We start from the raw sequence: 19,219 nt of genomic DNA, 5'->3' as shown, positions 1-19,219 counted from the left end.
AAACCGGCCCTTTCGGGGCCGGTTTTCCGCGCTACCCGCGTCCCGCTCAGAGCTTGCGGCGAAACACCAGCCTGTCCTCGGTCGAGGCCGAGGCGTCGTACTTGTAGCCCTCCAGGTCGAAGCCGTGCAGGCCTTCGGGCTTGGACACCTTGTGCAGGATGGCGTAGCGCGCCATCAGGCCGCGCGCGCGCTTGGCGTGAAAGCTGATGATCTTCCAGGCGCCGTTCTTCCAGTCCTGGAACACACACTGCACCACACGCGCCTTGAGCGCCTTCAGGTCGACCGACTTGAAATACTCTTCGGAAGCCAGGTTGACGATGACCGGCGCCTTCTGCCCGGCCTGGCGCTCGTTCAGGTACTCGGCGATGCCGCTGCCCCAATACTCGTACAGGTTCTTGCCCTTGGGCGTTTCCAAGCGCGTGCCCATTTCCAGGCGGTAGGGCTGCATCAGGTCGAGCGGCCGCAGCACGCCGTACAGGCCGCTGAGGATGGCCACGTGTTCCTGGGCCCAGTCCAGTTGCTTGGCCGACAGGGTCGAAGCCTCCAGGCCCTCGTAGACGTCGCCGTTGAAGGCCAGCACGGCCTGGCGCGAATTGGCCTGCGTGAAGGTGCGCTTCCAATGCGCATAGCGCTGCACATTGAGCTCGGACAGCGCCGGGCTCAGGCTCATCAGTTCGGCAATGTCGTCCGCGGTCTTGGTCTTGAGCACCTTGATCAGGCCGGCGGCCTGGTCCACGAACAAAGGCTGGGTGTGCGTCTCGACGTGCACCGGCGAGTCGTAGTCCAGCTTCTTGGCGGGGGAAAGCAGAAACAGCATTCGGAGGTTCCTTTGATCAGCGCGCCGTCCAGCCGCCATCGACGGAGACGGTGGTGCCGGTGATTTGCGCGGCGGCATCGGAGGCCAGGAAGACGGCCGTGCCGCCCAGTTGTTCAGGCGTGACGAACTGCAGCGACGGCTGCTTTTCGCTGAGCAATTCGCGCGCGGCGGTTTCCTGGTCGACGCCGTTCTTTTCGGCCAGCGCCGAGATCTGTTTTTCGACCAGCGGGGTGCGCACCCAGCCCGGGCAGATGGCGTTGGCGGTGATGCCCTGGCCGGCGGTTTCCAGCGCGGTCACCTTGGTGAAGCCGACCACGCCGTGCTTGGCGGCGACGTAGGCGGATTTGTTGGCCGAGGCCACCAGGCCGTGGGCCGAGGCGATGTTGATGATGCGGCCGAAGCCCTGCTTCTTCATGTGCGGCAGCGCGGCGGCGGTGCCATGGAACACGGCCGACAGGTTCAGCGCCAGGATGGCATCCCATTTTTCGGTGGGAAAGTCCTCGATCAGCGCGGTGTGCTGGATGCCGGCGTTGTTGACCAGGATGTCGATGCGGCCCATCTGGCGCACCGCGTTGTCGACCAGGCCGCGCACGGCCTCGCCCTTGGACAGGTCGGCGCCGTCATACAGCACCTTGACGCCATGCTGGGCCGCCAGGCCGGCGCGCACCTTTTCGATCTCGGCGGCGTCGCCGAAGCCGTTCAGGACGATATCGGCGCCCTGCGCGGCCAGCGCGGTGGCGATACCCAGGCCGATCCCGCTGGTGGAACCGGTGACGACTGCGACTTTTCCTTTGAGCATAGATGTTCTCCTGTGGCGAGGCGCGGAAGGCGGGCGGCGACCGGAACATGCCGGTCGCCGCCGTGGGCGAAACACGGGCTGAAAAACAGCGTCAAGTGTAGCTGCCCGGCAAGGCGCCCATCATGCCATGCCCCCACGCGGCGCGGGGTCAAGGACGCGGCGACGGGGAATCCGATGGCTCCGCCTGGCCCGGCGGCGGCGCGGAATCCGACCGGTCCTGCGCCGTCTCGGCGGGCGGCGGCGCCGGCAGGTCCGCCATGCCCCCGAGGCGCTCCGGCACTCGCTCGAGCAGCTTGATGAGGATCGGCACCACGCCCATCGACACCGCCACCACCACTGCCAGCACGTCGCGCTGGTCCAGGTCCATCAAACGGTTGCTCCAGGCTTCGTTGAAGATGGCGAAGCTGAATTCGCCGCCCTGCGCCAGCACCATGGCGAACAGCAGGCGGTGATAGCGCGGCAGGCCCAGGAACCGCGCAAAGCCATACAGCACTAGCGCCTTGACCAGCAGCAGCGCCGTCACGCCCGCCAGGATGAAAGCCCAGTGATCCGCCACCACGTGCAGGTTCACGGACATGCCGATCGCGACGAAGAACAGGCCCAGCAGCAGGCCCTTGAACGGCTCGATGGCGTTTTCCAGTTCGTCGCGATAGCGCGACTCGGCCATCAGCACCCCCACCAGGAAGCCGCCCAGGCCGGCCGACAGGCCGGCGTAGTTGAACAACTGGGCGGTGCCGACCACCATCAGCAGCGCCGCCGCCGTGAACAACTCCTTCAACTGCGCCTTGGCGGCCCAGCCCAGCAGCCGCAGCCGGTAGGCCACCGCCACCACTGCCACCGCGATCAAGGCCTCCTTGAAGGACGGCTCCGACGCGGCACCGCTGCCCAGCAGTCCGGCCGCCACCAGCATCGGGATCGCCGCCATGTCCTGGAACAGCAGCACTCCCAGCGCCGAGCGCCCCATCGGCGTGCGCGTCAGGCCGCGCTCCTCCAATAGCCGCATGGCCACCGCGGTGGACGACAGGGCCAGCGACAGCCCGCACAGCACCGCCGCCTGCCAGCCCATGCCGGCCAGATGGCGCAGCGCGGCGCCGAACACCAGCCCCAGCAGCAGCCCGCAGGCCAGCATCTGCGACGCCCCCAGCGTGAACACCTCGTGGCGCATGGCCCACAGGCGCCGGGGCGCCAGTTCCAGGCCGATGATGAAGAGCATCATCACCACGCCCCACTGCGACACATTGACCATGTCGCCCACGTCGGTCACCAGCTTCAGGCACGACGGCCCCACCAGCACGCCGGCCAGCAGGTAGCCCGGGATCGCGCCCAGCCCCAGCCGCTGGGTCAGCGGCACGCACAGGACGGCGGCCAGCAACAGGATGAGGATCAGATTCATCGGCGCGAAGCGTGCAATTCGAGACAGTCCGATTCTGAGCAAAGATTACCCATGCGGGAAGCCGGGGAAACCGTCTGAAGCGCCCAACATCGAAAGGCTTTACACAAAACTTTTTTTTGCTGTAGAATTGCGGGCTTCGCTGCTCCGACAACGCAGATTCTTCCGACCAGGAATCTGATCGTGGGAAACCAGGAACCGCTGATGGGCTTGCCCTGAACCGGCCACTGGAATTTCACCGTTGCGGAATCCAGCCACGGAGAGGTGGCAGAGTGGTCGAATGTACCTGACTCGAAATCAGGCGTACGGTATCCCCGTACCGTGGGTTCGAATCCCACCCTCTCCGCCAGTATTCAAAAAAAGGCCAATCCCCCGGGATTGGCCTTTTTCTTTGCCTTCTTGCCGCAAGTCCTGCCCCTACCCCTCGGCCACGATCTTCGCGTCCTGGATGGTCTTGGCGTACTTGCGCTGCTCGTCGCGCATGAAGTCGGCGAAGCGCTGCACGCTGCCGCCACCGTCTTCCGCGCCGACCTGCGCCAGCTTTTCCTGCACGTCGGCCATGGCCAGGACGCGGTCGATGTCCTGGTTCATGCGCGCGACCATGTCGGCGGGCATGTTGGCCGGGCCCACCATGCCGAACCAGATGCTGGCCTCGAACCCGGGATAGCCCTGCTCGGCCACCGTCGGCACATCGGGCTGGCTCCTGGAACGCTGCCGCAGCGTCTGGGCCAAGGCCAGCACCTTGCCGGACTGGATCAGCGGCGTGGCCGTGGTCATGCCCTCGAAGCAGTACTGCACGTGGCCGCCCAGCAGGTCGTTCATCAGCGGCGCCGAGCCCTTGTAAGGCACGTGCAGCACGTCGATGCCGGCGCGGGCCTTGAAGATCTCCAGCGCCAGATGCTGCGCCGACCCGCTGCCGGCCGAGCCGAAGATGATCTTGCCGGGCTGCGCGCGACACAGCGCCACCAGCTCGGGCAGGGTCTTGGCCGGCTGCGCCGCGCCGCCAATCAGCAGCGTCGGCGTCTTGCCCACCAGCGCGATCGGCGAGAAATCGCGCTCGGCCGAATAGGCCAGCCTGGGCTGCAGGCCGGGCGCGATGCCGTGGCTGTTGACGTGCGCCATCAGCAGCGTGTTGCCATCGGGAGGCTGGCGCGCCACCTGCTCGGCGGCGATGATGCCGGCCGCGCCGGCGCGGTTCTCGACGATCACCGGGATGCCCCACATCACGCCCAGCTTCTGGCCCAGCAGGCGCGCCAGCACATCGGTGCCGCCGCCCGCCGGAAATCCCACCACGATCTTGACCGGGCCCGGCGGCAGCGGTTGCTGCGCCCTGGCCGACGGCAGGACGAGCGCCGCCCCCAGCGCCGCGGCGCCGGTAATGAATTCCCTGCGTTGCATGGTTGTCTCCTCGCGCGCCGGGTCCATGCCCGGCGACTGTTGGTAAGCCTTGCCGGCCGCGGCCGGCTGGGCCGCGGCGTCCTGCGGGTCCTGCTGGCGCGGTCAGGCGGCGGGGGCCGCCAGCCGCTGGGCCAGTTGCGCCGACTGCGCGGCGTCCAGCTCCACCAGCGGCGGCCGGACCGTGGCCCACACCGGATCGTTGCGCCGCTGCGCGATCGCGGCTTTCATGGCCGGGATCATCGGGTACGACTGGAAAATGGCGCGGGTCTCGTTCAAGGCGCGCTGCCGGTCCTCGGCGCCGGCCTCGCGCCACGACCGGTACAACGCGACGATCGGGCTTGCATTGACGTTGCCGGTGGCGGTGATGCAACCCGCGCCGCCGGCCCGCATCGTTTCCAGCAACACCGTTTCGGTGCCGGCGAACACGTCGAAGCCGCGCGGCTGGAAGTCGCGCAGCATGGCCGCGGTGTTGTTCCAGTCGCCGGAACTGTCCTTGATGCCAGCGACGATGCCGGGAAATTCGCCCAGCAGCCGATCGATCAGGCCCAGGCTGATCGGCACGCCCGACACCGGCGGGATGTGATACAGGTAGATGCGCAGGCGCTCGTCGGCGACCCGCTCGATCACGTGGGCGAAGGCGCGGAACAGGCCCTCGTCGCTGACGCCCTTGTAGTAGAACGGCGGCAGCATGAGCACCCCGCCGCAGCCGGCCTCGACCGCATGACGGGTCAGCTCCACCGCGTCGGGCAACGCGCAGGCGCCGGTGCCGGGCATCATGCGCGCGGCCGGCAGGCCGGCATCCAGCAACGCATCCAGCAGATGGCGCTTTTCCGCCACGCTGAGCGAATTGGCCTCGGAGTTGGTGCCGAAGATCGCCAGCCCCGCGCCCTGTTCCAGCAGGGCGCGGCAATGCCCGACGAAGCGCGGCACGCTGGGCGACAGGTCCGCGTTGAAGGGCGTGAGGACCGGGGAATAGACGCCTTGCGGCCGGTCTGCGGCGCGTGTGCTCATGAAAACTCTCCTGTCAGCGGCCGACGCGGGTCCACTTGCCGTAGCGCTCGACCATGCGTTCATCGAAACCGAATCCCAGCCCCGGCTCCTGGTGCAGCACCACACGCCCCTGTTTGTGGGTCAGTTGGCGGTCCACCAGCTTGCGGAAATTCAGGACCTGGTCGTCCCAGAAAAATTCAACATAACGCGCATTGGGCGTGGCGGCCACCAGCGGCGCGTGCACGTCGTGGAACCAGTGCGGGCACACCACCACGCCATAGCTCGCCGCGGTCGCCGCGATGCGCTTCCATTCGGTGATGCCGCCGCACACCGCCGCGTCGGTCTGCAGGATGCCGGCCGCGCCCTTGTCCAGCAGCTCCTTGTGATACCAGCGGCCATAGCCGATCTCGGCGGTGGCGATGGGCAGGTGCGTCAGGCGCGCCAGCTTGGCGTGGCTGTCGATGTCATCGGGGCCGAACGGCTCCTCGATGAAGTACGGCTCGTACTGCTCGAAGCGGCGGATGTACTGCATGGCCTGGGTCACGTCCTGCCAGGCGTTGTTGCAGTCCATCATCAGCTCGACATCCGGCCCGACGGCCTCGCGCGCCGCCTTCAGCCGCGCCTCTTCCTCGCGCGGCGACAGGCGCCCGGTCTTCATCTTGACGGCGGAGAAGCCCTTGGCCACGTAGCTGGCCATTTCCTCGCCCAGGTGCTGCGGCGTCTTGCCATCCAGGTAGTAGCCGCCGCTGGCATAGGCCGGCACCGACTCCAGCTCGACCGCGCCCAGGAACTTGTGCAGCGGCAGCCCCGCCGTCTTGGCGTTCAGGTCCCACAGCGCGATGTCGAGCGCGCTGAGCGCGCGCATCACCGTGCCCTGGCGCCCTTGCAGCAGCGCTTCCTGGTACATCGCCTGCCACAGCCCTTCGACCGCGTGCGAGTCCTTGCCCAGCAGCACCGGCGCCAGCAGGCTCTGCACGGCGGCCTCGAAGATCGCGCCGCCGGCGCTGCCGACGTAGCAGAAGCCAATACCTTCGACGCCATCGGCGCTGCGGACCTTGACCAGTCCGTAGTGGCGGGTGGAGACGGTGCGGTTCGAAAACGAGGTGACCTTGTCCAAGGGCACCGCGGCGGCGCAAACGTCGATGGATTCAATGATGGGCACGGCTGGCTCCTGATAACGGGAATAGTGCGGGTCGCGCTGCCGGCGCGCCTTGCGCTGGCGCAACGCTCAAGCGCATTCTTGCCGCCATCAAAGAAACAAACAATTATCTTCATCCATCTTTAGAATATGTAAAAAGCATCTTCTATGAGCGCCCGCCGATGGATTCGAGATTCCTGCAGACCTATGTACATGTGGTGGAACTGGGCTCCATCGCGCAGGCCGCGCGCCACCAGGGGCTGACGCCGGCCACCGTGCAGCAGCGCCTGCGCGCGCTGGAAGCCGACATGGGCAGCGCGCTGATCGCCCGCTCGGGCCGCACCGTCAAACCCACCGCCGCCGGCACCCGCATCCTGGAGCGCGCCCGCAACGTGCTGCGCGACCTGCGCGACCTGCGTTCGGCGGCAACCGAGTCCGACCTGCCGGCCGGCCCCTTGCGCCTGGGCGCCACGCCCACCGCGCTCACCGGCATCATGCCGCCGGTGCTGCGCACCTGGGCGGCGTGTTATCCCCACATCGAGATCTACATCGAACCGGCGCCCACCACCCTGCTCTACAGCAAGGTGCTGGCTGGCGAACTGGATGGCGCGCTGCTGGTGCATCCGCTGTTCGCGCTGCCCAAGTCCTGTGTCTGGCGCGACCTGCGGCGCGAACCGCTGGTGCTGGTGACGCCGGCCGACATGGCGGTGAGCGACCCGCTGGCGGTGATCGCGCGCGAGCCCTATATCCGCTACGACCGCAGCGTGGTGGGCGGCCGCATGGCCGACGACTACCTGCGCGCCCGTGACCTGCGGCCACACGTGCGCTTCGAGCTGGACGGCATCGACTCGATCGCCAAGCTGGTGTCGGAAGGATTGGGGGTGGCGCTATTGCCCGACTGGGCCACCACTGGCGCGTCGGCGCCAGTCAGGCGCTGGCCGCTGCCGGCGCCATGCCCCGTGCGCACGGTCGGCGCGCTCTGGCCGCGCTCCGGCGTGCGCTCTGAATTGATGCGGGTATTCGTGGAACTGGCGCAGAGCCAGGCGGCGGCGGACCGCTGACGGCGAGGCGACGCCTACGCCGCCACGCTATCCAGCAAGCGGCCGTCACGCGCCACCACCGCACCGCCCGAAATCACCAGGCGACGCGGGACGCGCTGCGCCACGGCTTCGGCCACGCCGCTGGCCGCCACCAGCACCAGGTCGGCGCGGGCGCCGGGCGTCAGTCCGTAGTCGGCGAAGCCACAGGCGCGCGCCGCGGCGCCGCTGACGCAATCGAACGCCCAGCCGATCTCGTCATCGCGGCGCAGGTCGTTGCGCAACCCGATCATCATGGCACGCGCCAGCATGTCGGGGCTGCCGTACGGCGTCCAGGTGTCGCGGATGCCGTCGTTGCCGCCGAACAGCGTCACGCCGGCCTCGCGACAGGCGCGCAGCGCAGGCACCGGCCGCGACGGCGGCGCGGTGGTCAGCAGCGCCACGTCCAGCGCGGCCAGGCGCTTGAGCAGGCCGTCCAGCCGCTTGGCGTCCACGCCGCCCAGGCAGAAGGCGTGGCTGATGACGACGCGGCCGCGCATGTCCAGCGCCTGCACCCGGTCCAGGATCAGGTCGAGCGAAAACGCGCCCAGGTCGCCCGGCTCATGCAGGTGAATGTCGAGGGGTTTGCCGTGCTTGTCGGCCAAGCCGAACAGAACGTCGAGCGATTGTGCCGGGTCGCGGTCGATGGCGCAGGGATCCAGCCCGCCCAGCACATCCGCGCCTTGCGCCAGGGCCAAGTCCAACAGCGCGGCCGTGCCTGGCCGCCCCAGCAACCCTGACTGCGGAAACGCCACGGTCTGGATCTCGATCAGGCCGGCCAGTGCCTCGCGGGTGGCGTGCACCGCCTCCAGATGGCGCAGTCCGGCATCGGTATCGACGTCGACGTGGCTGCGGATGCGCGTAGTGCCTTCGCGCAGGAAGGCCAGCGCCAACGCGCGCGAGTGGCTGGCGGCGTCATGGCCGCTGGCGGCGCGCCAGGCCCGCTCGTTGTCGATACGGTCGGTCAACGCCGGCCCCACCTGATTCACATACCAGGGGGATTCCCAGGTGGTCTTGTCCAGGTGCGTGTGCCCCTCGACCAGACCGGGCAGCAGCAGCAGGCCGGCACCCGCTTCCCGCGCCACATGGGCCGGCGCCTGCAGATTCGGTCCGACGCGTTCGATACGGCCGCGGGATATCGCTACGTCGACCGCCGCGCCATCGGGCAGTCGAACGTCGTTTAACAACATGTCGGTCATGGATAGGTCCTCGGCCTCGCCTGCCCGCGTCGGGCGGCCGCGCCGGATCAGGCCTGCTGCGGCGGTTCGATCCAGAAGAAGCGCTGGCCCTGGCGAATCATGTCCGCCACGCCTTCGGCGCCGAGGCGATAGTCGGTGCCCATCAACGTGGCGCCGCCGTCGTCGTGTATGTGGATGACGGCCAGCGGGTCGTTGGCCATGGTGTACCAGTAGTAACCGGGCTTGAGATCGTGCAGGTCAGTATTCATACGTCGAGTATACAAACAACCTTGGAACGTATTCAAAAAGACACACTAGTAACCGTTTGCCTGACACGGCGATTGCCACGCGTCATACTGTTCCATGCGAGGTTTCGGATAACCCGCCATGTTGGCACGTGTCGACGCGGCCACAGCACTGCTGGTATGCAAGCGTCGAACGTGAGGGGAACAACAGGTATGAAAAGGCAAGCACTCCAATTCAGCGAGCCGCTCAAGCAAGCCATCCTGGATGGTTATAAGGTGCAAACCCGGCGCATCGTCAAACCGCAGCCCACCAAGCTGACGACCGCCTGGTATGCCGATGCGGCGGATTCCGGCAAATGGGTGGCCATGGGCCCGACCCGCGAAGGCGCGACCGAATTGCGCAAAACCTCGCCGTGGGTCACCTGCCCCTATGGCCGGTCGGGCGAGAGCATCACGCTCGAAGACGAATCCGGCAAGCCCTTCGCCACCGCCGTAATCGTGGGCGTGCGCATCCAGCGCCTGCAAAAATTGTCGGACGCCGACGCGCGCGCCGAAGGCACCCAGGCGCTCTACCAATCGTCGGCGCTGTTGCCCGGCGTTCCCCTGCAGACGGCCTTTGCCTTGACCTGGTGCGAACGCTATGGCGCGCACGCCTGGGCCGCCAACCCCTGGGTGTGGGTGGTCGAATTCCGCTGCCAGCAGCCGCAAGAGGCCTAGGCGTCCGCCGGCCCTGCCAGTCCGCTCCAGGCCGCCAACCGACTGGCGCTGGCGCACCGGTGTTGCTGCCAGGGGAAATCAGGCCCCAGGATCGTGACTGCCTGTAACTCGCCGCCCCCGCTTCACCGCATTCCACCTTATTTCAGTCGATTTCAGACGGGGGTTTACCAGAGTGAAGCCGGCCTGCCGCGACGCAGCATGGGGAACGTTCGTCGCCCCGCCCCCGTTGCGGATTGTCGCTATTGAGGGCCGCCCGCTTACCCCTGCCGATCCGAAAAGACCGAAAATAGCGTCAACGAATACTCAACTTTGCTGCGTCACGCAGCAGGCAGGTGCAACATGAAAAAATGGCTCATCGCAGGGGCAGGTGTCGCGGGTCTGCTGATCTCCAGCGTCGCGTTGGCCCGGGTGGATGTCGGCATCTCGATCGGCGTGCCCGGGGTGGTATACCCGGCTCCGGTCTACGCCGCGCCCGCGCCCGTCTACGTGGCGCCGGCGCCGGTCTACGCCCCGCCGCCCCCCGTCTACTACCGTCCGGCGCCCGTCTATGTGGCGCCCCCCGTGGTCTATCCGGCCCCTGTCTATATCCGCGGCGGCGGCTACTGGGGCCCGCGCGGCCACTGGCGCGGCCCCGATCGCGGCTACTATCACGGCCGCGGCGGCTGGCATCGTTGATGCCGCCGGGCTCCCAGCCCACCGCAATAAATACAAAGGCCACTCTTGCGAGTGGCCTTTTTTCCACAGGGTAATTTCCGGTACCCCACGGAAGGCACGTCAGGCGACAGGGGCCTGGACGGGTTTGCCCGCCGTGACGGCGGGCGGCTGCTGCGGCACCGCGACGGGCTTGCCTGCGGCCCAACGCGGCGCTTCCTGAACAAGATCGATCCAACGACGCGGAGCACTCGACGCCCGCCACCAACCATTATGCGGACGCATGCGCAAACTCCGGTTCACCGTTGAAACGAACGCCGTTTATTTCTTCAAACAATTGCCGGCTTTCCTGTTCCGCTTCGTGCAAGCTGTTGAACGGCGCCTGTCCGGGCACCGTCCAGCATTTTTCCGGCGCGGTTCCGCCTACCCGGCGGGTCCATATCTGCACACGGTAGCCCTGCTCGTCATCTTGAGCCACAGAGCATCTCACACGAAAATCTCCAATCATTCTTGAAGTCATGGACAACTCCTTGTTATTTATGTGAATGAAGCGCGTTGAACGCAGGTGTATTGTGCCGAACTATCCGGCCCTTTTATTGAAAATACACAATTGCTCACATCAAAATCCAGTACTGGCGTCGCCAACATAATCCATCGAGACGACAGGAATATGTCTCGATCATAAATAGGCCGCGTTTTCCGCCCCATCCACCATGTGGCCGACTTGCATCCTCAGCAAGCGGCGTGCCCACGCCGAGCGGCAATAAAAAACGGAGCCCGCGGGCTCCGTTTTTTTATTGCCGGATCGCTCAGCCGGGCGTCAGGGCTTCAATACCGTCAGGCCGCCCATGTAAGGTTGCAGCGCCTGCGGAACCACGATGCTGCCGTCGGCCTGCTGGTGGTTTTCCAACACCGCCACCAGGGCACGGCCCACGGCCAGGCCGGAGCCGTTCAGGGTATGCACGTATTCCGGCTTGCCCTGCGCGTTGCGGAAACGCGCCTGCATGCGGCGGGCCTGGAACGTTTCGCAGTTGGACACCGACGAGATCTCGCGCCAGGTGTTCTGCGCCGGCAGCCAGACCTCCAGGTCGTAGGTCTTGGCCGAGCCGAAACCCATGTCGCCGGTGCACAGCAGCATCACCCGGTACGGCAGCCCCAGCAATTGCAGCACGCGCTCGGCGTGACCGACCATGTCCTCCAGTGCTTCGTAGGATTGGTCGGGCTGCGTGACCTGCACCATTTCAACCTTGTCGAACTGGTGCTGGCGGATCATGCCGCGCGTGTCGCGGCCGCCGCTGCCCGCTTCGGAACGGAAGCACGGCGTGTGGGCGGTGAGCTTGAGCGGCAGGTCGGCGGCCGCCTGGATGGTGTCGCGCACCACGCTGGTCAGGGTGATTTCCGAGGTGGAGATCAGGTACTGGTCTTCGCGCACGAACGGCTTGCCGTGCTCGTCGACCTTGGGATCGTCGTCGCCGCCGCCCTTGGACACGGCGAACATGTCATCCTTGAACTTGGGCAGTTGGCCGGTGCCGTACAGCGTCGAGGCGTTGACGATATACGGCGTGTAGCACTCGGTGTAGCCGTGCGTGCCGGTCTGCAGGTCGAGCATGAACTGCGCCAGCGCGCGGTGCAGGCGGGCGATGGGACCGCGCATGAACGAGAAACGCGCGCCCGACAGCTTGGCGGCGGTATCGAAGTCCAGGCCCAGCGGTTCGCCCAGCGCGACGTGGTCGCGGGGCTCGAACGGCAGCGCGGGCGGGTTGCCATCGGCGCCCGCGGCGGCCGGCAGCCAGCGGCGCACTTCGACGTTGTCGTCGGCGGATTCGCCCAGCGGCACGCTGGCGTGCGGCAGGTTCGGCACCGACATGAGCAGCTCGTTGAGCGGCTGCTGCAGGGCGGCCAGCTCTTCTTCCAGTTGCTTCAGGCGCTCGGGCACGGCCTGCGATTCGGCCATGACGGCGCTGGCGTCCTCGCCCTTGGCCTTGAGCTGACCGATCTGCTTGGCCAGCGCGTTGCGGCGGGCTTGCAGGGATTCGGTTTCGGTCTGGACCGCCTTGCGGCGAGACTCCAGCTCGTTGAACCGTTCCGTGTCGAAGGACACGCCACGGCTCTTGAGGCGGTCTACGACGGTTTGCAGGTCTTTGCGCAGCAGTATCGGGTCTAGCATGGTGATGTCGGTGAGATTGCGGGAAGCAACGGGCGGCGCCCGTTACCGTTTCTTGGCGCGTTCCTGCGCGTCCAGCTCGCGCAGGAATGCCAACTTCTGCTGGATTTTAGCCTCCAGGCCGCGATCGGTCGGCCGGTAGAAGGAAGGCTTGAGCCCATCGGGGAAATATTGCTCGTCCGCGGCGTAGCCATGCGGCTCGTCGTGGGCGTAGCGGTAGGCCTTGCCGTGCCCCAGTTGCTTCATCAGCTTGGTGGGCGCATTGCGCAGGTGGATCGGGACCGGCGCGCTGCCGTGCTCGGCGGCGAACTTGCGCGCCTGGTTGTAGGCGTTGTAGACGGCGTTGGACTTGGCCGCGCAGGCCATGTAGACCACCGCCTGGGCCAGCGCCAGTTCGCCCTCGGGCGAACCCAGCCGTTCATAGATGTCGGCGCCGTTGACCGCCAGGTCGGTGGCGCGCGGGTCGGCCAGGCCGATGTCCTCGACCGCCATGCGCACCAGCCGGCGCGACAGGTATTTGGGATCGGCGCCGCCGTCGATCATGCGGCAGAACCAGTACAGCGCGGCGTCGGGGTTGGAGCCGCGCACCGATTTGTGCAGCGCGCTGATCTGGTCGTAGAAGGCGTCGCCGCCCTTGTCGAAGCGTCGCAGGTTCTGCGACAGCGAGATCTCGAGCCAGGCCGCGTCGACCGTGTCGCGGCCGGCGGCCTGCGCCGATTCGGCCACCACCTCGACCGCGCTGATCAGGCGGCGCGCGTCGCCGTCGGCCCAGGCCGCCAACTGTTCGCGCGCGTCTGCGTCGATGTGGATGCGCGCGCCCTCTTCGTGGCCGTCGTTGAACGCCGTGATGGCGCGGTCGACCAGTTGCTGCAGTTCCTCGGGCGTGAGCGATTGCAACACGTAGACGCGGGCGCGCGACAGCAGCGCCGAGTTGACCTCGAACGAGGGGTTCTCGGTGGTGGCGCCGATGAAGGTGAACAGGCCGCTTTCGACGTAAGGCAGGAACGCGTCCTGCTGCGCCTTGTTGAAGCGGTGCACCTCGTCGACGAACAGGATGGTGCGGCGGCCCTGGCCCTGCGCCACCTGCGCCACGGTGACGGCGTCGCGGATGTCCTTGACGCCGCCCAGCACGGCGGAAATGGCGATGAACTGGGCATCGAAACCGTCGGCCATCAGGCGCGCCAGCGTGGTCTTGCCCACGCCGGGCGGGCCCCAGAAGATCATGGAGTGCGGGCGGCCCGACTCGAAGGCCACGCGCAGCGGCTTGTCCGGCCCCAGCAGGTGCGACTGGCCGACGACGTCGGCCAGCGTTCGCGGGCGCAGGCGTTCGGCCAGGGGCACGTAAGGCCGATGGGCGGGATCGGCCGCGAAGAGATCGTTGCTCATTGGCAGCAGATGGGGGAAGACGGCAAGGAAATCAAGCCAGTATTACAACATGTCCGGCCGCCCCGCGCCCCGGGCGGCCCGGCCGGGAACCCGCGTGCGGCGGCCCACCCGGCAGCCCCGCGAGAAACCGTCGCTTCAGGCCAGTTCCGGGGTCCCGAAGCGGCGGTTGGCCAGCACCGGCAGCACCTTGCGGGCGTGCGCCAGGCGCTCGGGATCGATGTCGGCGAACACCAGCGCCGGGGCCTCGCCGGCCTGGGCGGTGACCACGCCCAGCGGATCCACCACCATGCTGCAGCCGATATTGCGTTCGCCGCACTCGCCGGTGGCGGCGACGTAGCAGGTATTTTCCAGCGCGCGCGCCGTCACCAGCACTTCCCAGTGCTTTTCCTTCAACGGGCCGCGCACCCAGGCCGCCGGCAGCGCCAGCAGGTCGGCGCCGTCAAGCGCCAGGCGCCGGGCCAGTTCCGGGAAGCGCACGTCGTAGCAGGTCATGAGGCCGACCTTCAGCCCACCGATCTCCAGCAGCGGCGGAATGTCGTTGCCGGGCGTGACGTTGGTCGATTCCTTCATGGTGAAGGCGTCGTACAGGTGCAGCTTGCGATACTGCGACACGATGCGGCCGTCCTGCAGCGTGACCAGCGTGTTCCAGACCCGGCCGTCGCCGGTCGGGACGTGCACGCACATCATGGTGGCCAGCGAGGAGCCGCGGCTGGCCTCGAGCAGCCGCGTCATGAAGGGGCCATCCAGCGGCTGGGCGGCCTTCAGCACGATCTGCGGATCGGTGATGTCACGCGCCAGGATGCCCTCGGGAAGCACCAGCAGGCCGGCCCCGCCATCCCGGGCGCGCGCCATGAGATCGACGCACACCTGGGCGTTTTCTTCCCAGACGCGGCTGACGGCGAACTGGCCCAAAGCGACTTTCAGCATGAATCTTCCTTGTTGGGGGGCGGCAAACAGGCATCGCCGCGGATTTCCTATTGTCGCGCCAATGGCCGCGAGAGTGCAGCCGCCTGTCGGTTCGCCTGGCCGGCGCCTGCCGGCGTCTGCCATGGCGGTCGCCAACTACGGGTAACTCCCAACTGCCGTTTGTAAATTTCTTTCAGGATAATTGAAAAAAACGGATTTACCGTAAATATTTTCCATAGAAGAATCGCGCCATGCCTCATTCCTCCACCACCGCAGCTCCCCTGGACGTCAATGGCAAGGGCCTGGGCGCGTTTCCCGCCGCCTGTACCAACGCCGGCGTGGCGGCGCTGAACTGGAACCTGCTGGCCGAGGACGTCAGCCTGCCGGTTGCGGTGTTGTACGAGGCCCGGGTGCGGCACAACCTGCAATGGATGCAGCGCTTCATGGAAGCCTACCGCGTCAAATTGGCGCCGCACGGCAAGACCACCATGAGCCCCGCGCTGTTCCAGCGCCAGATCGACAACGGCGCCTGGGGCATCACCCTGGCGACCGCGCCGCAGGTGGCGGCCGCCTATAACCACGGCATCCGCCGGGTGCTGATGGCCAACCAGTTGGTGGGCCGCGCCAACATGGCCTTGATCGCCAAGCTGCTGCGCGATCCGGCGTTCACCTATTTCTGCATCGTCGACTCGGCCGCCAACGCCGCCCAGTTGGGCCGCTATTTCGGCGAGCAGGGCCTGGTGCTGCCGGTCCTGATCGAACTGGGCCCGAAGGGCGGGCGCACCGGCGTGCGCGATGACGCGCAATTGCAGTCCGTGGTCGAGGAAATCGGCCGCTGGCCCGGGCTGGCGCTGGCCGGCATCGAAGTCTACGAAGGCGTGCTGCAGGAGGAAACCGCGATCCGCGCCTTCCTGCGCCGCGCCACCGACGCGCTGCGCGGCCTGGCGACCGCCGGCCGCCTGCGCAAGAACGGCCCCGCCCTGATCTCCGGCGCCGGCTCGGCCTGGTTCGACGTGGTGGCCGAGGAATTCTCGCAACTGGATATCGGCGCGCCGCTGGAAGTCGTGCTGCGCCCCGGCTGCTACCTGTCGCACGACGTCGGCGTCTACCGTTCGGCCGCCGAGCGCATCAATGCCCACAACCCGGTAGCCCACAAGATGGAGCCGGGCCTGCAACCCGCGCTGCAGGTCTGGGCCTACGTACAGTCGCTGCCCGAACCCGGCCGCGCCATCATGGCCATGGGCAAGCGCGACGCCGCCTTCGATGCCGGCCTGCCGACGCCGTCGCTGCATTTCCGTCCCGGGCAAAGTGCGCCTGGCGCCGCGCCGTCCCAATGGAAGCTCACCGCCATGATGGACCAGCACGCGTTCATGCAGATCGGCGAGAACGACGACATCCAGGTTGGCGACATGATCGCCTTCGACATCTCCCATCCCTGCCTGACGTTCGACAAGTGGCGCCAGGTCCTGCTGGTGAACGAGCAGTACCGCGTCATCGACGTCGCGGACACCTTTTTCTGAGCCCTTGCGCGCGGCGCGGCCGCGCGCTCCGTTGCGCTACCGACAAGCCCCGCGCCCGGGGGGCAAGAACGAACTCGGGCATCCGGCGCCTTACCGGCCTTTCACTGAATCACGCGACAACCTGTTTTTGACCCTCTGGAGAGAGAATCATGAACTTCCGCACCTCCCGGCAAGGCGGTGGGCTGAAAAGCCTGCTCGTGGCCGGCGCAATTGGCTTGACCGCATTGTCGTCCCCCGCCCTCTGTGCCACGCCGGTCAAGGGAGGCACGATTTCCGTCGCCACCATCGGCGAGCCGCCCACGCTCGACCCGATGAGCAGCACCGCCGACCTGGTCGGCATCCTGACGCAGCACTTCTTCGAAACGCTGTACACCTTCGACGCCAAGTGGAACCTGACGCCGCTGCTGGCCGACAAGATGCCCGAGGTGACGCCGGACGGCCTGGTCTACACCATCGCGCTGCGCCAGGGCATCACCTTCCATGACGGCTCCAAGATGGATTCGTCGGACGTGCTGGCCTCGCTCAAGCGCTGGACCGAGACCGCCACGCGCGGCAAGATGGCCGCCAAGGTCATCGCCAACATCGAGGCGCCCGACGCCAACACCATCCGCATCACGCTCAAGCAGCCCTACGCCCCCTTGACCGCGCTGCTGGCCATGAACAACGCCGCCGCCGTGATCATGCCCAAGGGCAAGATCGCCCCGGTGCTGACCGAGATCGTCGGCACCGGCCCCTACCAGCTCAAGGCGCGCGTGCCGGACCAGTACATCCAACTGACCCGCTTCGAGGGCTACAAGCAGCGCGAAGGCGAGCCCGACGGCTACGGCGGCGCCCGCAAGCAATACCTGGACGAGATCCGCTTCGTGCCGGTCGCCAACGCCAACACCCGGTCCGAAGCCGCCGCCGCGGGCCAGTTCGACTACGTCGACTCGCTGCCGGTGGAAGCGCTGGACAAGCTCAAGGGCGGCCGCTCCGACCCGATCATGCTCAAGCCCTTCGGCTGGCCGCGCCTGGTGCTCAACACCAAGCAGGGCATCATGTCCAACCTGGCGGTGCGCCAGGCGGTGCAACTGGCGCTTAACGAAGAGGACATGCTGTTCGCCGCGTTCGGCAACAAGGACTTCTACAAGCTCAACGGCGACCTGTATCCGGAAGGCTACCCGTGGGCCACGTCGCTGGGCGGCAAGGTCTACAACAAGGGCGACGCCGCCGCGGCCAAGAAGCTGCTGGACAGCGCCAACGTGGCCGACAAAAAGATCCGCATCCTGACCAGCCAGCAGTACGAGTTCCACTACAAGATGGCGCTGGTGGCCGCGGAATACCTCAAGGCCGCCGGCTTCACCGTCGACATGCAGGTGGTCGACTGGGCCACGCTGACGCAGCGCCGCCAGGACCCGGCCGTGTGGGACATCTTCATCACCCACAGCGTGTTCCTGCCCGAACCCGCGTTGATCGACTTCCCGTCCAAGGACGCGCCGGGCTGGTGGGACACGCCGCGCCGCGCGCAGGTGATGGATGCCTTCAACCAGGCCCGCACCCAGGAAGAACGCGTCAAGCGCTGGGCCGACGTGCAGCAGGCCGTGTATGACGAAGTGCCGTTCGTGAAGGTCGGCGACTTCAATGCGCAGGCGGCCCGTTCGCCGTCGCTGCAAGGCGTCAAGCCGGCGCCGTGGCCGTTCTTCTGGAACGCCTGGAAAGCGCAGAAGTAAGCCAGGCCGCGGGGCGGTCCGCTCAGGGCCCGCCCCGCCTGAACCACAGCGCCGGCATCGGCGCACCGATCCTTAGGATGCCACTGTGTTGCGTTATCTCTTGAACCGGCTGGTCGGGCTGGTGGCCGTGATGTTCATCGTCGCGACCATCGTGTTCGTCATCATCCGCGTCACGCCCGGCAACCCGGCCGCCGTGATGCTCGGCCCCCAGGCCAGCCAGGCCGACATCGCCGCGCTGGAGCACCAGTTGGGGCTCGACCAGCCGCTGGCGGTGCAGTACGTGTCGTGGCTGGGCAAGCTGGTCCAGGGCGACCTGGGCCAATCCATCTTCATGAACAAGCCGGTGCTGGCGGCCTTGGCCGACCGCGCCGAACCGACCCTGCTGCTGACGCTGATGTCGCTGTGCATCGCCACGCTGATCGCATTGCCGGTCGGCATCCTGTCGGCGGTCAAGCGCGGCACCACGCTGGACCAGTCGGTGCTGTCGTTCTCGATGTTCACCTCCAGCGTGCCGAGCTTCTGGCTCGGGCTGCTGCTGATGCAGGTGTTCTCGGTCAAGCTGGGCTGGCTGCCAGTGTCGGGTTACGGCGGCCCGGACGCCTCGTTCGCGACGCGGCTGTCGCACCTGGTGCTGCCGGCGGTGGTGCTGGGGCTGGTGAACTCGGCGCTGATCACCCGCTTCATCCGCGCCAGCATGCTGGACGTGCTGCGCGACGACTACGTGCGCACCGCCCGCGCCAAGGGCCTGCCGGAAAGCCGCGTGATCCTCAAGCACGCCGTGCGCAATGCGTTGATCCCGATCCTGACGGTGCTGGGCCTGACCACCGCTCTGCTGATCAGCGGCGCCGTCGTCACCGAGACCGTGTTCGGCCTGCCCGGCGTGGGCAGCCTGGTGGTGTCGGCCGTGCTACGCCGCGACTACCCCGTCATCCAGGGCGCGCTGCTGATCATCGCGGCCATCTACGTGCTCATCAACCTGTTCATCGATCTGCTGTACCTGCTGGTCGATCCGCGCGTCCGTTATTGATGATGAACCCACCCACGACCCGCCTTCGGCGTCCCCCCCTCACAGGAGCGCCATGGGCGGCCCGGCAAAGCCGGCTCCGCGGTGGCCCCGCTTGGAAGTGTTGCGAAC

18 protein-coding genes and 1 tRNA gene are annotated in these 19,219 nt (G+C 67.1%); 7 read left to right on the top strand and 12 right to left on the bottom strand.

The features are described 5' to 3' along the window. Positions 1-46 precede the first annotated feature (46 nt). From yaaA to HV783_RS01685, 3 genes are all read right to left on the bottom strand, one after another. The gene (gene yaaA, locus HV783_RS01695; RefSeq protein WP_054501677.1) at positions 47-817 is read right to left on the bottom strand and encodes a peroxide stress protein YaaA; all 771 of its coding nucleotides are present in this window, start codon (positions 815-817) and stop codon (positions 47-49) included. Between the two features lie 16 nt (positions 818-833). Beyond that, a complete protein-coding gene (locus HV783_RS01690; protein WP_049071820.1) occupies positions 834-1,616 on the bottom strand; it encodes a 3-hydroxybutyrate dehydrogenase in 783 nt (260 codons plus the stop codon). A 148-nt stretch (positions 1,617-1,764) separates the two neighbouring features. Further along, entirely contained in the window at positions 1,765-3,009 is a 1,245-nt protein-coding gene (locus tag HV783_RS01685; protein WP_175188587.1) for a cation:proton antiporter domain-containing protein, read from the bottom strand. Positions 3,010-3,264: 255 nt separating this feature from the next. Between HV783_RS01685 and HV783_RS01680 the strand changes: the two genes are divergently transcribed. Further along, positions 3,265-3,355, top strand: a tRNA-Ser gene (locus HV783_RS01680). Positions 3,356-3,423: 68 nt separating this feature from the next. Here HV783_RS01680 and HV783_RS01675 read toward each other — a convergent pair. The 3 genes from HV783_RS01675 to HV783_RS01665 form a co-directional block, all read right to left on the bottom strand. Next, a complete protein-coding gene (locus HV783_RS01675) occupies positions 3,424-4,404 on the bottom strand; it encodes a Bug family tripartite tricarboxylate transporter substrate binding protein (protein ID WP_144655872.1) in 981 nt (326 codons plus the stop codon). 102 nt (positions 4,405-4,506) lie between these two features. Further along, the gene (locus HV783_RS01670; RefSeq protein ID WP_054501700.1) at positions 4,507-5,415 is read right to left on the bottom strand and encodes a dihydrodipicolinate synthase family protein; all 909 of its coding nucleotides are present in this window, start codon (positions 5,413-5,415) and stop codon (positions 4,507-4,509) included. A gap of 13 nt (positions 5,416-5,428) precedes the next feature. Beyond that, entirely contained in the window at positions 5,429-6,556 is a 1,128-nt protein-coding gene (locus HV783_RS01665; RefSeq protein WP_054501959.1) for a mandelate racemase/muconate lactonizing enzyme family protein, read from the bottom strand. 158 nt (positions 6,557-6,714) lie between these two features. On the opposite strand from HV783_RS01665, the gene HV783_RS01660 reads away from it, so the two are divergent. Continuing rightward, positions 6,715-7,593, top strand: coding sequence for a LysR family transcriptional regulator (locus tag HV783_RS01660; RefSeq protein ID WP_054501701.1), 879 nt, complete (start codon positions 6,715-6,717; stop codon positions 7,591-7,593). A 14-nt stretch (positions 7,594-7,607) separates the two neighbouring features. Here HV783_RS01660 and HV783_RS01655 read toward each other — a convergent pair whose 3' ends face one another. Continuing rightward, complete coding sequence (locus HV783_RS01655; RefSeq protein ID WP_175188586.1) at positions 7,608-8,807, bottom strand: amidohydrolase family protein; 1,200 nt, start codon at positions 8,805-8,807, stop codon at positions 7,608-7,610. 47 nt (positions 8,808-8,854) lie between these two features. Beyond that, positions 8,855-9,055 (bottom strand): hypothetical protein, encoded by a 201-nt coding sequence (locus HV783_RS01650; RefSeq protein WP_049071804.1) that lies wholly within the window; start codon positions 9,053-9,055, stop codon positions 8,855-8,857. Between the two features lie 189 nt (positions 9,056-9,244). On the opposite strand from HV783_RS01650, the gene HV783_RS01645 reads away from it, so the two are divergent. Both HV783_RS01645 and HV783_RS01640 read left to right on the top strand, forming a co-directional pair. Further along, positions 9,245-9,748, top strand: a complete 504-nt coding sequence (locus tag HV783_RS01645; RefSeq protein ID WP_054501703.1) for an ASCH domain-containing protein — start codon at positions 9,245-9,247, stop codon at positions 9,746-9,748. A gap of 339 nt (positions 9,749-10,087) precedes the next feature. Beyond that, positions 10,088-10,423, top strand: a complete 336-nt coding sequence (locus HV783_RS01640) for a virulence factor (RefSeq protein WP_054501704.1) — start codon at positions 10,088-10,090, stop codon at positions 10,421-10,423. A gap of 247 nt (positions 10,424-10,670) precedes the next feature. Here HV783_RS01640 and HV783_RS01635 read toward each other — a convergent pair whose 3' ends face one another. The 4 genes from HV783_RS01635 to HV783_RS01620 all read right to left on the bottom strand — a co-directional run bounded on the left by HV783_RS01635 (position 10,671) and on the right by HV783_RS01620 (position 14,876). Next, positions 10,671-10,919, bottom strand: coding sequence for a hypothetical protein (locus HV783_RS01635; protein WP_080977324.1), 249 nt, complete (start codon positions 10,917-10,919; stop codon positions 10,671-10,673). A 300-nt stretch (positions 10,920-11,219) separates the two neighbouring features. Continuing rightward, positions 11,220-12,566: a serine--tRNA ligase gene (serS, locus tag HV783_RS01630; protein WP_064524647.1), complete on the bottom strand. Its 1,347-nt coding sequence runs from the start codon at positions 12,564-12,566 to the stop codon at positions 11,220-11,222. Between the two features lie 42 nt (positions 12,567-12,608). Further along, on the bottom strand, positions 12,609-13,949 hold the full coding sequence (locus HV783_RS01625) for a replication-associated recombination protein A (RefSeq protein ID WP_049071800.1): 1,341 nt from the start codon (positions 13,947-13,949) through the stop codon (positions 12,609-12,611). 135 nt (positions 13,950-14,084) lie between these two features. Next, positions 14,085-14,876, bottom strand: coding sequence for a deaminated glutathione amidase (locus tag HV783_RS01620; protein ID WP_081273456.1), 792 nt, complete (start codon positions 14,874-14,876; stop codon positions 14,085-14,087). 230 nt (positions 14,877-15,106) lie between these two features. Between HV783_RS01620 and HV783_RS01615 the strand changes: the two genes are divergently transcribed. The 3 genes from HV783_RS01615 to HV783_RS01605 all read left to right on the top strand — a co-directional run bounded on the left by HV783_RS01615 (position 15,107) and on the right by HV783_RS01605 (position 19,111). Further along, positions 15,107-16,375 carry an amino acid deaminase gene (locus tag HV783_RS01615; RefSeq protein WP_175188585.1) on the top strand — a complete coding sequence of 423 codons (1,269 nt, stop codon included), beginning with the start codon at positions 15,107-15,109 and terminating at the stop codon, positions 16,373-16,375. Between the two features lie 149 nt (positions 16,376-16,524). After that, on the top strand, positions 16,525-18,084 hold the full coding sequence (locus tag HV783_RS01610) for an ABC transporter substrate-binding protein (protein WP_049071798.1): 1,560 nt from the start codon (positions 16,525-16,527) through the stop codon (positions 18,082-18,084). An 85-nt stretch (positions 18,085-18,169) separates the two neighbouring features. After that, positions 18,170-19,111 carry an ABC transporter permease gene (locus tag HV783_RS01605; RefSeq protein ID WP_054501707.1) on the top strand — a complete coding sequence of 314 codons (942 nt, stop codon included), beginning with the start codon at positions 18,170-18,172 and terminating at the stop codon, positions 19,109-19,111. The last annotated feature ends 108 nt before the right edge of the window (positions 19,112-19,219 follow it).

The organism is Achromobacter dolens (genome assembly GCF_902859745.1).
Classification (GTDB): domain Bacteria; phylum Pseudomonadota; class Gammaproteobacteria; order Burkholderiales; family Burkholderiaceae_B; genus Achromobacter; species Achromobacter dolens.
The sequence above is the reverse complement of the archived record's forward strand: the minus strand, read 5'-3'. Positions and strand labels throughout refer to the sequence as shown.